Raw genomic sequence first — 12465 nt, forward strand, 5'->3', positions numbered from 1 at the left:
CTCAGGTAGCGGCCCGCGACGCGCGGCCGGGCGGCCTTTGGTGGCCGGCCTCCGTCCGGCCGTGCGATTCCCGAGCGTACGGCGGGCAGCGGACGCGTCTTCCCCACAGGGCGTCCCGCCCGCCGTACCTGCGACGGAGCGTGGAAGGAGACCGGTGGACGAACTCACCATTCGGGAACGGGCGCATCTGGGCGCACTGGAAGTGACGTTTCCCGGCTGGCGGATATCGGTGCGCGGTGGCGTATGGTGGGCGACCAGATACGCTCCGCCGACCGATGCGCAGAAAGCAGCCGGACTGTGCCATCAGCTCGCCCGGTGGGGTCCCATTGAGCTGGCGGACGCCTTGACCGTGCAACTCGGCGTCCTGGTGCGGATGGGGGCGGCCTGACCGGCGGGTTTTCCATTATTCACAATGCGAGTGCCAGGACGGTGGGATACTCGCGAAATGCCCTCTCGCATCGCTCGTGAGAACGCTCGTTGTTTCGGCGGCGCGCTGCCGACCTTACTCCTCGCGGCTGCCGATCAGGTCGAACACCTGCCGATACTCCGCCTTGACGCGGGAAAGCCGACACCCTGCCCGGGCTGGGCAATCCGGCCCAGCCTCACGATCACCATCGTGAACGGCCCGGGCGATTCCGGCTTCCTCGTGGAGGGGATTTCCAACCCGGGCGAGGCCGAGGAGCGCCAGGCGTGGCTGAGCACGGTAGACCGCGTCGGCGGAGCCGTCGTGGTGGTCGTCAACGCGCTCAGCGACGCCCGCGACTGGGCGGCCCTCCTCGCCGAGGAAAGGGCCCGTGGCGGCTTCATGCCCTCCGACCACTGAGCCCTCGTTCCACGGATCTCACGGGATGGCCTGCACCTGAGCCTCCAACTCCTCAACGATCCGCTGGGTAAGCGTCCGCAACCGACTCCTACGCCCGGTCAACTCCCCAACGAACTCCCGCGCCGCCGGCCCCACCCACACGGCCTTCCCGGTGACCGCGGCATGCGCCGGATCCAGCGCGGCTTCCAGTCGCGCCGCATGTGCTCGTACCTTGGTCAGCGCCTGTAGCAGCTCGGCCTTGCGGTGGGCCATATCCTTTGATTCAAGGGTCAAACGCTTCCCTTTCTCCTTCGGACGACAGGGCTGGCGGCTGACTCTTAGGAGGATATCCAATGCCCCGTTCCAGGCGAAGCACCCAGATATGGTTAAGCGCGTTACTCGTGCTCGCGGCTCCCTACGGCACGGAGAGTGAGCTTACGGCGGCCGACGCCGGAGCCACCCTTAGGTCACACATCCTGAGACTGCTCGACAAGGTGAGCGCCCAGCCCCCTCATATCACCGACCCTGGAGGCAGGGACATTCCATGCGGAGAGGCCAAGGTCAAGCAGACCTTCGCCGCCACCGCCCTGGACAACGCCGAGCAAACCCCATCAGGGCAGGCACGATTTCAGCGTTGTCGGTAAGGGTACGAAGACGTCGCTCCATCTAAAATCATCGAAGCACGGGGAGTGCTCGGTGAGCGGCGAAGCGGCCTGCCTCGCGACTGACTCTTAGGAGGGCATCGAATGCGCCGTTCCAACCGAAGCGCCTACGTGCGATTAGGTACGGTGCTCGTGCTGGCCGCCCTGGCCGCTGCGGTGACTGTGGCCGCCATGGCCACTCCCGTTCCCCAGGAGCGTCAACCGACAGCGGCCGAAGCGGGCGCGACCCTTAAGAAGCACGTCATGAGACTGCTCGCCGAGGTGAGCAACGAGCCCTTCCACATAACCGACCCTAGCGGCAAGGACATCCTGTGCGGAGGTGGCGAGGTCAGGCGTACTTTTGCCGCGTCCGCGGTGGACCATAGTGGGCAGAGGGATGCCCGGACGCTCAACATTCAAATGGTCGCAGCCGTGAACGAGTTCGCCGACTATCACTTCACCAATTCGGAAGGGCCCGATTTTAACATGTCCAGTGATAGCACGAAGACCTCCCTACATCTGAATTCGGTGGGCGAGCGTAGGTATTCGGTGCGCGGGAAAACATTCTGCCTCAGTCCATCGTGAGCATCGCACGGGCTCCCGTACAGTTAAGTATCATGTTCGCGGTGGCCATCCTGGCAACTTCCTGCGGCCTGGGGAACATGAAGAGCCAGCCCACGGCGGCTGAGGCAGGCTCGACCCTTAAGACACACATCCTGAAGTTGCTCGACAAGGTGAGTAGCGAGCCTGCCCAGATAACAGACCCCGGCGGTAGGGAAATCCCCTGCGGGGATGGCAAGGTTATGCGTACTTTCGCCGCGACCGCCGCAGACAATAGCAGGCAGAGGAGCCCTCACACGCTCAACGCGAGGATGCTCGGTGCCTTGAGTGGGTTCGCCGATTACCACCTGATTGATCCGGGTAAGCTGGAATACAACCTCGCTAGCGAAACCACTCGAACTTCGCTCTACCTGAAGTCGTCAAAGCACAAGTACTCGGTCAGCGGCCAAACAGGCTGCCTCAGTCGGTCGTGAGCTTCTCAAATGAGCTCGCGTGTGCAGACGGCTGACTCTTAGGAGGTATCGAATGCCCCGTTCCAACCGAAGCCTCCCCATACGGTCTGGCGCGCTACTCGCGGCCGCCGCTCTGACCGCCTCCTGCAGTATGGGGAACACGAAGAGTCAACCCACAGCGGCCGAGGCGGGGGCGACTCTTAAGGCACACATCATGAGGCTGCTCGATGAGGTGAGTGCTGGCCGTATCCATATCACGGACCCTGGCGGTAAGGACATTCCATGTGGGGATGGAAAGGTCAAGCGGACTTTCGCCGCGACCGCCCCTGACAATGTCGAACAGACGGGACCGCGATCGCTAAATGCGATGATGCTGGGCACCTTGAGCGGATTCACCGACTACTACCTGACTGGCCCTGGCGACCAGCAGTTCAATGTCGTCAGCGACGAAACGAAGACATCGCTCCATCTGAACTCTTCGAAGCAAGGGGAATACTCGGTGCGTGGCGAAACGGCCTGTCTCAATCCGTCGTAAGTTTGTCCTTGTAAAGCTTAGCCCTGTTGAAGGCAGGCTGCTTTTCTCCGTCGAAGCTCACCGCCACACGACGACTCAGCTCCCCGAACGATAGTTCATCTCCCTTGCCCATCCCGTTGTCGATCAACCACTGATCGATCGCCTTCATTCCTGAATCCCCCCGCTTGAGGATCTCCTGGAAGGAACGCAGCGTGCCGTCCTGGTCGGCGATGAGTCCGGACGGGGGAACTTCGGGGGTGAAACCATGTCGTATGAGGAGCTGGGCGACTTCGTACCGGCGGGCGAGAGTCTCGCTTCCGTCTAGTTTCTCAACTTCTTCCACTCGCATCTTTGGGTTGCGCCCATAGGTGTAGTACGCGGAGACCCCTGTGGAGAGCGTGGTCCATGTCCTCGGAATGAGGGAGAAGGGCGTGACGAGGCCAAAGGCTCCCAGTAACGCGCCTGAGAGGAAGCTCTCAGCGGCCTCGGCGTTCTTGAGGGCTTCGTCCTTGGGCTTGAGCACTCGCACGGCGGCTGCCAGCTCGAAACCCCGTACGTTGCCCAGAGCGTTGAAGAGCCGGTCCAGCAGCAGGATGTCTTGGCCGCTTTTAACCGGATCAGCGACAATCGGAAACATGCGTTCCAAGAGCGCGTCCATACCGTCTTCGAAAGGACGGCGAGTCTGCGGGGTTCCGGCGAAGGTAGTCATGAAGCGGAAGGTGTCCTTCGGGCTCAGCCGGAAGGCCCCGCGCAGACCCGGGATCGTGATCGGGGCGAGCGCTTCGGGGATGGGCTGCATGGCGCTGTCCTTGGTCATGTCAGTGTCACCGAGGTCTGCGCCCATGGTGATCTCCGAGGCGTAGGAGCCGGCGATCTTCGACAGGTGAACTCGGGTCGCGTCGTTCAGTGACCACTCGTCCGCCGATGTCATCACGGTGTAGGTGAACAGCGCCGCCTCTCGGCCATGCTGCCCGTCCCGTTCGTCGTAGGCCCCGGAGGCGGCGGCCAGGAGGCGGCCGAAGGCGTCAGAGATCTCCGGGGAGTGTGACACCCGCTTGTTGAGGCCCTTCAGGAACGCGGCCAGTTTCGGTCGGCGGTCCCAATGCTCAGGCGATTTGGGAAGGGGGCCGAACGGCACGGTGAGAGTGGGCATCGGCGGGCGGGGGCCGAATCGGGTTGCCGCGCCGATGGCGAGGCGGGCGGCGGCCGGGTTGTTGCCGAGGGCGTTGAGCAAGCCTGCGAGGGTGGGGCCGGTGATGCGGCTGTCGGGCAGGAGCGCGGGCTGGACCAGTTCGGCCAGCCACACGTCTGGGTAGTTCCCGTGGCTCAGCAGGGCGCTGATGGCCTCCAATTCCTCGTCGTCCTCGGGCTTGCCGGACTTCGCCGACCTCTCCACCGACTTCATCACCGCCGCGAATCCCGGCACGCTCGCTCCGCCGCTGACCGCCATGGCGAAAGCCGTACCGGCCGCCATGCGAGCATCCGCTTGCTTCTCCTCCGCAAGCCGCTCCGTCGCGGCTGCCATTTTCTGGGCCGCGGATGGGCCGAGGGCGGCGAAGAATGCGGCGCTGTAGACGGCGTCCTGACTATGCGCGCTCAATTCCTTGAGCGCGGCGGCTATCTTGTCGGACGCGTACGGGCCGGTGAGGCTGAACTCGTCGGGGTCGAGGGCGGCGAACCGCTTGCCTAGCGCTGTGCCCTGGCGGCGGGCTTCGGCTGGGGCGAGCAGGGATGCTTCTTGGTAGGGCATCAGTTGCGCCGGATCGGACATCCCCGGCAGGGTGGGCATCGGCGCGTTGATGGTGGCCAGTCGCTGCCGCAGCCTGGGCAGTTCCTGTTCGGTCCAGCCGCCGATCTCGCGTATCGGGGCGAGCCCGGCAGCCGACAGGTCCACGGCGGCCAGTTCCCTGCGGATGTTCTCGGCCTGCTCAGCGATCACCTGCCCCGCCCGTTCCAGCTCGTTGATGAATCCGCTCATCAGCGTCGGGTCGATTCCGGAGTACTGCGGGGCGAGGGGGCCGGTTCCCGGTGGTACAGAGGGGGACTCTGTCATCCGTCCATAATCGGTGAAAGAACATGATGGTGCGAGGCTCCGGCATGAAATCGTGCCGGAGCCGTTTCGCTAGCGGATCGCTGAATGGAGCAAGGTGGCGAGGGCGGTCTGGCCCTTGCGGTTGGGGTGGAAGCTTTCCATCCGGTGGGCGGGCTTGACCCGGTTCATGTACGGCTCCGGAGTGCAGAGTTCGTGGCCGGTGAAGGCGTTGTAGGGATCGATGAAGGTGACGCCCGCGTTCATCGCCGCTGAGCGGATCACATTGTTGAGCCGACGTACCGAGGCGTTCAACCACAGCATGTCGGAGCGGTAGAACCGGCTGCCCGCTCCCGTGCCGCACTGCTTCGGCGGGTCCGCCGGGAAGAAGCGCGGATATCCGATGACCACGACTTCGGCGTTCGGGGCGCGCAGGGTGATTTCCCGGTGGACGCCGAGGACGGCGGGGTGGAGGCGGTCGATGGCCTCGCGTAATTGCTCGCCGTACCGTTCCTCGCACACCGCCTTCGGCGCGAAGCTCAGCACGCACCCGGTCATGATGGGGGTGAAGCCGACGTCGTTGCCGCCGAGGCTGATGGTGACCAGTCCGGTGTCGCTGTTCAGGTGGTCCTTCTGGGCGGGCTCGCGGCCCCGGTTGGCGGCGTTGGGGGACCAGAAGTGCTCGACTCGGGCGCCGCTACAGGCGAAGAAGACCGTTTTGGGGTGCTTGTCGCGCACGGTGGGCTGGAGCAGCCTCGGGTAGGCCCCGGTGGAGCGGTGGCACATGTTGGCCGGCTTGTTGGTGCCCGCCTCGTACGGCCTGGCGCCCTCGCCCGCCGAGTAGGAGTCGCCGATGGCGACGTAGGTCCGTGGCGGGCAGCCCTTGTTGTCGGCGGGGCCGGTCTGGTCGGGGCATTCGTCGGCGGGGTCGGCGATGCCGTCGCCGTCCGTGTCCTCAGGGGTGGGGGACACCGTCGGCGACGCCGTGGGTTCGGGGGTGGGGGCGGTGGGGATCACCCACTCCGCGTACGGCGAGCGGTAGCACGCGGGCTCCGAGTAGTGCTCGCCGCCGTACGCGTACCCGCCCCACACCACGCATGCCGAGTGCGTGCCCGGCCCGCTGAAGGTGTGGCTGCGGGAGAAGGGCGGGATGGTGGTCCTCGTTCCATCCGGGTTGGAGCACTGCCCGGTCGGGATGCTCTCCTTCGTACCGTCGCTCCACCAGACCTCCAGCCGGCTCCATCCCAGGTGGGCGTCCTCGCCTTCCCAAGCGACGGTCACCGTGAGCGGGGACGAGTGCCCGCTGGGCAGGGGCTCGGGTGTGAAGCGGAACGTTCCACGGCCGGGCATGGCCGCTTCGCTACAGGTGTCGGCCGACGCGCCTGACATCGGTAACAGGACGCTGACCAGCGGCGCCAGCAGCGTCAGGACGGCCACCTGGTACAGGCGGCGGCGGGTTGGGGCGGGTAAGTGCATGAGCTTCCTTCCAGAAGGTCACGGGGTGCGGTTGTGGATCTTGATGAGCCGGGCCAGGCGGGCGCGGGCGGCGGCGTTCTCCTCGATCTCGCTGGAGTCGCCCCAGGCGAGGTTCCAGTTGAGGCCCGTGCGGACGTACTCGTACGGCTCGTCGCCGCCGTCCTTGAAGCAGCGCACCTCGATCACGCTCTGCCGGTCCTTGGCGTCGTGCGCCGGCTGCCAGTCCACCTCGACGATCTCGTTCGCCCAGGTCGCGAACCGGAGCATGGTCGAGTCGCGGATGTCCTGCGCCTGGAACGGCTCGTAGGCGGCCACCGCGACGCGCAGCCTGATCTCGTCCTCGGTACGGTGCGCGTTGCGCAGCCCGTCCGCGAGGAGCTTGAGTCCCACCTGCATCACGAGTGGGAAGGTGTTGTTCCTCTCCTGCCGCTCGATGTGGGAGAGCTGGACACAGCGATACTGGGCTTTTCCGTCAATCGTCTTAAATCCACCAAATGCTGCGAAAAGTGCGTTCTCCGCCCTCGTTTCGTAGAGCGCGCCGTCTATCGTGGAATCCGCATCGAACGCCTCCTGAACCGCCTCTATCGCCGATTTCGCTATTTTTCCGGCACTGTCCAGCACCTTCCCCGGAAACTCCGACGCCGCGAACTCCTTGATCGCCGAGCCGACCAGGTCCACCGCCAGCGCTGCCAGCGGTTGTGCCAGTACCGACGAGGACCCGCAGGAGCCGAGCCAGGCCGGAATGGCGAGCGCGCTCCCGGTCAGCGCGGTGTTCCGGAGAATGGCCCGGCGGGTAAGGCCCATGACCCTCATGTGTCCCCTTGATGCCTGTCACCGCCCCCGAACCGTCTGGGCGGGGCGCGGCAGGTGAATGCCCGACAAGGAGAGCATGGCAAACGCGCTTAGCGCATGACGGCCGTACGGACTACAACAACCGTGCCGGATAACGACGCAACGTGCCGCCCGGCGGTAACATTAGGCGATGGCGGACTCGTCACCATCGAGCCCATCATTCTGCCCGTGCCTCTCCGTCCGCACAGACATCAGGCGTCCCTCTTCCTCGCGCTCGCGGAATCCACCCCCTATGAGGATTCATGGTCCTAAATACCCTTATGTCGGAAACGGCGGGGAAAGAGCCTGCTGCGCTGGTCCTGGAACGCGTCGTCGCCCGGTGCGGCGCGGCGATGCGCGGTGGGGTGGGGCTGGTGGCGAGCGTCGCCGCGGTGTTCGGGCTCGGCGTACCGGCCTCCCCGGGCTGGACGGCCGTCGCGGTCGCCGCGAACACCGTCTGGGTCGCGATCTTCGTGGCCGTCTCGGTGACCCGTGGCCTGCTGCCCTGGTTGATGGCCGGTGAGGTGGCCCTGACCTGCGTGCTCTGCCTCACCCAGGGCGACCTGGTGGCCGCGGGCATGCTGTCCGGCGGGGTGAGCTGGGTCGCCGGGCTGGTCACCATGACCATCGTGACCACCGGGTTCGCCTGGCGGCCGGGCCTCGCCGTCCCGGTCGGCGCGGCGGTGGCGCTCTGCCACCTCGCCGGGGCCCGGATGGCGGAGGCAGGCGACGGCGGCACGGTGACGGCGGGCATCCACGTCGTGCAGATCCTCGCGGTCGCCGGGCTGATGACGGTGCTGCGCCGCGCCGCCCGGCTCGCCGACGACACCCTCACGGCGGCGACCGACGAGCAGGCCGCCGCCGAGGTGCTGCGCGAGCGGCGCAGCGCCCAGCGCGAACAGAACCGCGTCTGGCACGACACCGCGCTCAACGTCTTCACCGCGATCGACCAGGGCGGCCTGCGCCGCGGCGACCTGCGATTACGCAACCAGGCGGCACACGCCCTGGTGGAGTTGAACCTCACCGGACGCCCCGGCGAGGCCCCCGCGGAGGCCAAGCTCGACGCCCGGCTGCGGGTCGTGGTCGAGCTGGCCGACCTCACCGTCCACACCCACCTGGTGCCGTGCGCCGTGCCCTGGGCGGTGGCCGAGGCGTTCGCGGGCGCGGTCGCCGAGGCGCTCACCAACGTCGCCCGATACTCCGGCGTACGCGAGGCCGGCATCGACATGGCGATCAGCGACGACGGCGAGGTCCTGGTCGAGGTGGTCGACCACGGCAGGGGGTTCGATCCCGGGGCGGTACCGGCGCACCGGTACGGCCTGCGCGAGTCGATCAAGGGCCGGATGACCTCGGTGGACGGCCTGGCCGAGATCACCTCCCGCCCCGGCCGTACCGCCGTACTGCTGAGCTGGCCCGCCTCCGCCAAGGCCCGCCCGTGATCGCGGATCGCAGGGAGGTCCCGGCCGCCGACCCCGCGGCCGTTCCCGGGGCGGTGGGGTCGTGACGGTGGTGAGCGGTGGGTCTGAGGGGCCGGCGACCATGGCGGCGGTGGCGCGGCGGTACGCCGAAGGGGGCAAGGTCGCGGCGGTGCTCATCGCCGCCGCCTGGCATCTCGGCTTCGACCTCACCGCCACCCTTGGCAACTGGTCGCTGTACCAGCCCCGCACGGCCGTCGCGCTCGCCTGGGCGGCGTACCTGGTGATCGCCGCCGCGGCCGGATACGTGCTGCTGTTCTACGACCGGGCCGCGCGCCTGTGGTGGGTGTACGGCGGGGCCGCGCTGGTGCTCGATGTCGTGGTCATGGCCGCCACCGCCCCCGATCACATCCTCGGCGCGGCCGACTGGGGCTGGGGCTCGATCGGCTGGCTGGGCGTCCTCGTGCTGTGGTGGCGGCGGTTCCTGGAGCTGATCGCGTTCCTCGCCGCCAACGCCCTGCTCATGCTCGGCGCGCTGGCCGTCTCCGGCGCGCTCGACCCCGCCTCGCTCGCCAAGTACCTGATGGTGATCGCCGGAAGCGCCGCACTCCAGCTCGGCTACAGCGCCGGGGCGCACGCGCTGGAGGGCGACGCCCGGACCGCCGTCGCGCTGTCCGAGGCCAGAGCCGCGGTGATCACCCGGACCCGTACGGCCGAAGCCGTACACGCCGACCGGCTGGAGCGCCAGGCCGCCGTACGCGAGATCGCCACCGAACTCCTCACCGAGCTGGCCCGCGGGGCCGCCCCCGACGACGAGGACCTGCGCGCCCGCTGCGCCATCGCCGCCTCCCGGCTGCGCAGGCTGATCTCCGAGAGCGAGGACGTCCCCGACCCGCTGGAGAACGACATGCTCGCCTGCGCCCTCGACGCCGAACGCCGGGGCGTGCGGATCACCCTGCACCGGGTCGGCGAGATCCCGCCACTGCCCGCCGACGTACGCCGTGCGCTGGTCGAACCCCCGGCCGAAGCGCTCGCGCGGGCACGTCCGCGCACCCACGCCCGGCTCGTCATCGCCGCCACCGCCGAGGAGGTCGCGGTCAGCGTCCTGGTGGAGGGCCAGGAATCGCTGCGGATCCCGGACGGCGCGGGGGCCGCCTCGCGCGTCGAGTTCATACAGGACATCACGGAGGAAGGGCTGCTGTGGGTGCGGACGCAGTGGACGGGCGGGTGACGGTCGCGATCGTCGAGGACGAGCCGATCGTGGTGGACGGCCTGCGCATGTGGATCAAGGAATACCCGTCGTACGACATCGAGCTGGTCGCCGCCACGGCCTCCATCGAGTCCCTGCTGGCCGGGCCGGGGGCCGACGCCGACGTACTGCTCCTGGACCTGGCCCTGCACAGGGAACGGGTGGTGGACCGCGTCCACGAGCTGTGCGCGGACGGGCGGCGGGTGATCGCGTTCTCGGTGCACAGCGACCCGCCCGTGGTGCGGGCCGTGCTCGACGCGGGCGCGGCGGCGTTCCTGGCCAAGAGCGAGGGCGGCGAGGACTGCCTGCGGGTGATCAGGGACGTCGCCGAGGGCCGCCCCTGCGTCACGCCGAGCATGGCCGAGGCGATGGCCGACGGCAAGGTCGTGAGGCTGTCCCGGGGGGAGAAGGAGGCGCTGCTGCTGTGGTTGCAGTGCATGTCCAAGGCGTCGGTGGCGCGCCGGATGGGGATCAGCGAGGCCACCGTACGCCAGTACATCGCCCGCGCCCGGATGAAGTACGCGGCGGTCGGCCGCAGGGCCTCCTCCAAGGACGCCATGCTCGCGCGGGCCATCGAGGACGGCCTGATCAAGGCCGAGGACGTGCGCGAATACCGTTCCTACGCGGCCGAACCGCAGGAGGAGTAGGGGGCAGGCCCCACCACCAACAAGCCGGAGCGCATGACTGATCTCGCAGGGTGCGAGGCCGAAGAATCATTCGCGTCAGTCCGCACCGAAGGAGACGCACCACATGCGCAGGATTCTCGCCGCTGCCGCCGCCGCAACCGTCCTCACCGCGGCGCTCGCCGCCCCGGCCGCCGCGGTCGCCCACCATGGTGGCAAGGACGCCGTGCAGCGCCGGATCGACCGGCTGACCACGCAGGACGGCCTGGCCGGCGCGGTGGTCTCGGTACGCGAGCGGAACGGCCGCAGTACCACCTGGACCTCCGGCACCGCCGAGCGCGGCACCGGCCGGCCGATGGTCGGCGCCGACGCCCACTTCCGCGCGGCCAGCGTCACCAAGGCGGTCATCGGGGCGCAGGTGATGCGGCTCGCCGCCGAAGGCAGGATCGACCTGAACCGGCGGGCCGAGCACTACCTGCCCGGCGCGCTGGACGGCAGGGCGATCACCGTGGCCCAGTTGCTGCGGCACACCAGCGGCCTGCCGGAGTACTTCGACCTGGTGGACTGGACCAAGCCCGCCACCCCGGCCGACCACCTCAAGCTCGCCATGACCCGCGAACCGGTCGGCGAGCCCGGCCAGAAGTGGTCCTACTCCAACACGAACTACCTGGTCGCAGGCATGATCATCGAGAAGGTCACCGGCAGGGACTTCCGCGAGGTCACCCGTGAGGGCGTACTGCGCGGGCTGCGCGGCACGTACTGGCCCAAGCCCGGCGAGCTGGACATCCGCGGCGAACACGCCCACACCTACGGCGTGAACCCGGTCGATCCGGACGCAGGCGAGGCCGACGTGACCCGGCTGCCCGGCCACGCCTTCGGAGCGGGGGGCGGCCTGGTCGCGACGCCCGCCGACCTGAACCGCTTCTGGCAGGCCATCCCGCGCTCCACGCTGAACACCATGCTCGCCGGCCGGGTGCCCGCCACCGAGCCGAAGAACAGCAGGTACGGGCTCGGCCTCTACACCTACCCGCTGAGCTGCGGACCCGCGCTGATGCACGACGGCGGCCTGCCGGGCGTGCGGGTGCTCAGCGGACGCGACCGCGCGGGCCGGGCCGCGACGGTGTACGTCACCGGCACCCCGAAGGACGACCGGCACATCTTCGCCGCCTTCGACGCCGCCCTGTGCGGCAGGTGACCGTCAGCTCGCGCCCGCCGCGGTGGCGGCGGTGGACGCGGCGATGGCCCCCGCGATCACCGCGGTGTTGATGGAGGCGATCGTGCGGGCCACCGCCGTACTCGCCCAGTCGCCCTCGGCGATCTCCTTGACCCGCTTGCGGTCCGCGCCGGGGAAGACCCTGCGGTCCAGGCGGCAGGCGCGCAGCACGCCGATCAGCACCGCCGTGCGCTCGTCGGGGTCGGCCCCGCCCAGCACGTACCACACCCGCTCACGGACCGCCGCCCCAAGCTCCGGGTCGCGCTCGGGGTAGCGGGTCACCGGGAACAGCCCCAGCACCTTCACCCGCTCCTCATCGAGCACCCCGCGCGCGGCCAGCCTGCGCAGCAGGCGCTTGCGCCGCTCGGCGGAGTGCAGTTTGCGCACCCACCACTCGGGCTTGCGCGGCCGGGACTGCGTGGCGATCTGGGCGAGCACGGTGTCCAGCTCGGGGTCTGTGCCGGCGTCGCCGGGAACGGCCGGGCGGCGGGCGGTGATGGTCTTGTCGCCCAGGTCGATGCGGCCGGTGAGGGCCAGCTCGGCGAGCAGCGCGCCGGCGATCCCGGCGTCCAGCTCGGTGGAGCCGATCAGCGGCCTGCCGTCCGCCCCCCGGTGGGCGAGCAGGAGGAGTTCTTCGGCGATGGTGACGGGCATCCTCC

At 68.5% G+C, this 12465-nt stretch carries 14 protein-coding genes; 9 read left to right on the top strand and 5 right to left on the bottom strand.

The genetic code is table 11. The features are described from left to right. Positions 1-154 precede the first annotated feature (154 nt). The gene (locus DP939_RS00420) at positions 155-388 is read left to right on the top strand and encodes a hypothetical protein (protein ID WP_113977474.1); all 234 of its coding nucleotides are present in this window, start codon (positions 155-157) and stop codon (positions 386-388) included. A 57-nt stretch (positions 389-445) separates the two neighbouring features. Continuing rightward, a complete protein-coding gene (locus DP939_RS45265; protein WP_147267795.1) occupies positions 446-823 on the top strand; it encodes a hypothetical protein in 378 nt (125 codons plus the stop codon). A gap of 18 nt (positions 824-841) precedes the next feature. On the opposite strand, the gene DP939_RS00430 is transcribed toward DP939_RS45265, so the two are convergent. Further along, the gene (locus tag DP939_RS00430) at positions 842-1075 is read right to left on the bottom strand and encodes a hypothetical protein (protein WP_113977480.1); all 234 of its coding nucleotides are present in this window, start codon (positions 1073-1075) and stop codon (positions 842-844) included. A gap of 473 nt (positions 1076-1548) precedes the next feature. On the opposite strand from DP939_RS00430, the gene DP939_RS00435 reads away from it, so the two are divergent. The 3 genes from DP939_RS00435 (at position 1549) to DP939_RS45270 (ending at position 2991) form a co-directional block, all read left to right on the top strand. Next, positions 1549-2028, top strand: coding sequence for a hypothetical protein (locus DP939_RS00435; RefSeq protein WP_147267796.1), 480 nt, complete (start codon positions 1549-1551; stop codon positions 2026-2028). Between the two features lie 32 nt (positions 2029-2060). Further along, positions 2061-2477, top strand: a complete 417-nt coding sequence (locus tag DP939_RS00440) for a hypothetical protein (protein ID WP_147267797.1) — start codon at positions 2061-2063, stop codon at positions 2475-2477. Positions 2478-2670: 193 nt separating this feature from the next. Beyond that, entirely contained in the window at positions 2671-2991 is a 321-nt protein-coding gene (locus DP939_RS45270; RefSeq protein WP_147267798.1) for a hypothetical protein, read from the top strand. On the opposite strand, the gene DP939_RS00445 is transcribed toward DP939_RS45270, so the two are convergent. The 3 genes from DP939_RS00445 to DP939_RS45275 form a co-directional block, all read right to left on the bottom strand. After that, complete coding sequence (locus DP939_RS00445) at positions 2978-4948, bottom strand: hypothetical protein (RefSeq protein WP_113977488.1); 1971 nt, start codon at positions 4946-4948, stop codon at positions 2978-2980. The two genes, DP939_RS45270 and DP939_RS00445, sit on opposite strands and share 14 nt — an antisense overlap. 144 nt (positions 4949-5092) lie before the next feature. Further along, positions 5093-6475 carry an SGNH/GDSL hydrolase family protein gene (locus tag DP939_RS00450; protein ID WP_113977490.1) on the bottom strand — a complete coding sequence of 461 codons (1383 nt, stop codon included), beginning with the start codon at positions 6473-6475 and terminating at the stop codon, positions 5093-5095. Between the two features lie 18 nt (positions 6476-6493). After that, a complete protein-coding gene (locus DP939_RS45275; RefSeq protein WP_147267799.1) occupies positions 6494-7288 on the bottom strand; it encodes a hypothetical protein in 795 nt (264 codons plus the stop codon). Positions 7289-7587: 299 nt separating this feature from the next. On the opposite strand from DP939_RS45275, the gene DP939_RS00460 reads away from it, so the two are divergent. The 4 genes from DP939_RS00460 (at position 7588) to DP939_RS00475 (ending at position 11788) form a co-directional block, all read left to right on the top strand. Continuing rightward, a complete protein-coding gene (locus DP939_RS00460) occupies positions 7588-8745 on the top strand; it encodes a sensor histidine kinase (RefSeq protein ID WP_113977495.1) in 1158 nt (385 codons plus the stop codon). A 100-nt stretch (positions 8746-8845) separates the two neighbouring features. Then, the gene (locus DP939_RS00465) at positions 8846-9952 is read left to right on the top strand and encodes a hypothetical protein (RefSeq protein ID WP_113977498.1); all 1107 of its coding nucleotides are present in this window, start codon (positions 8846-8848) and stop codon (positions 9950-9952) included. Next, the gene (locus DP939_RS00470; protein ID WP_225877974.1) at positions 9922-10617 is read left to right on the top strand and encodes a response regulator; all 696 of its coding nucleotides are present in this window, start codon (positions 9922-9924) and stop codon (positions 10615-10617) included. Before DP939_RS00465 ends, DP939_RS00470 begins: the two co-directional genes overlap by 31 nt. A gap of 103 nt (positions 10618-10720) precedes the next feature. Then, positions 10721-11788 (top strand): serine hydrolase domain-containing protein, encoded by a 1068-nt coding sequence (locus DP939_RS00475; protein ID WP_113977501.1) that lies wholly within the window; start codon positions 10721-10723, stop codon positions 11786-11788. A gap of 3 nt (positions 11789-11791) precedes the next feature. Here the strand turns inward: DP939_RS00475 and DP939_RS00480 are convergent, their stop codons facing one another. Next, positions 11792-12460 carry a GOLPH3/VPS74 family protein gene (locus DP939_RS00480; RefSeq protein WP_113977503.1) on the bottom strand — a complete coding sequence of 223 codons (669 nt, stop codon included), beginning with the start codon at positions 12458-12460 and terminating at the stop codon, positions 11792-11794. Positions 12461-12465 lie beyond the last annotated feature (5 nt).

Origin of the sequence: Spongiactinospora rosea, assembly GCF_003315795.1 — a bacterium.
In the GTDB taxonomy this organism is placed as follows: Bacteria; Actinomycetota; Actinomycetes; order Streptosporangiales; family Streptosporangiaceae; genus Spongiactinospora; species Spongiactinospora rosea.

Coding starts and splice junctions, on each gene's coding strand:
- DP939_RS00460 (WP_113977495.1), top strand. CDS start 7,588: ATGTCGGAAACGGCGGGGAAAGAGCCTGCTGCGCTGGTCCTGGAACGC.
- DP939_RS00445 (WP_113977488.1), bottom strand. CDS start 4,948: ATGAGCGGATTCATCAACGAGCTGGAACGGGCGGGGCAGGTGATCGCT.
- DP939_RS00465 (WP_113977498.1), top strand. CDS start 8,846: ATGGCGGCGGTGGCGCGGCGGTACGCCGAAGGGGGCAAGGTCGCGGCG.
- DP939_RS00480 (WP_113977503.1), bottom strand. CDS start 12,460: ATGCCCGTCACCATCGCCGAAGAACTCCTCCTGCTCGCCCACCGGGGG.
- DP939_RS00450 (WP_113977490.1), bottom strand. CDS start 6,475: ATGCACTTACCCGCCCCAACCCGCCGCCGCCTGTACCAGGTGGCCGTC.
- DP939_RS45270 (WP_147267798.1), top strand. CDS start 2,671: ATGAGGCTGCTCGATGAGGTGAGTGCTGGCCGTATCCATATCACGGAC.
- DP939_RS00475 (WP_113977501.1), top strand. CDS start 10,721: ATGCGCAGGATTCTCGCCGCTGCCGCCGCCGCAACCGTCCTCACCGCG.
- DP939_RS00435 (WP_147267796.1), top strand. CDS start 1,549: ATGCGCCGTTCCAACCGAAGCGCCTACGTGCGATTAGGTACGGTGCTC.
- DP939_RS00430 (WP_113977480.1), bottom strand. CDS start 1,075: ATGGCCCACCGCAAGGCCGAGCTGCTACAGGCGCTGACCAAGGTACGA.
- DP939_RS45265 (WP_147267795.1), top strand. CDS start 446: ATGCCCTCTCGCATCGCTCGTGAGAACGCTCGTTGTTTCGGCGGCGCG.
- DP939_RS45275 (WP_147267799.1), bottom strand. CDS start 7,288: ATGAGGGTCATGGGCCTTACCCGCCGGGCCATTCTCCGGAACACCGCG.
- DP939_RS00440 (WP_147267797.1), top strand. CDS start 2,061: ATGTTCGCGGTGGCCATCCTGGCAACTTCCTGCGGCCTGGGGAACATG.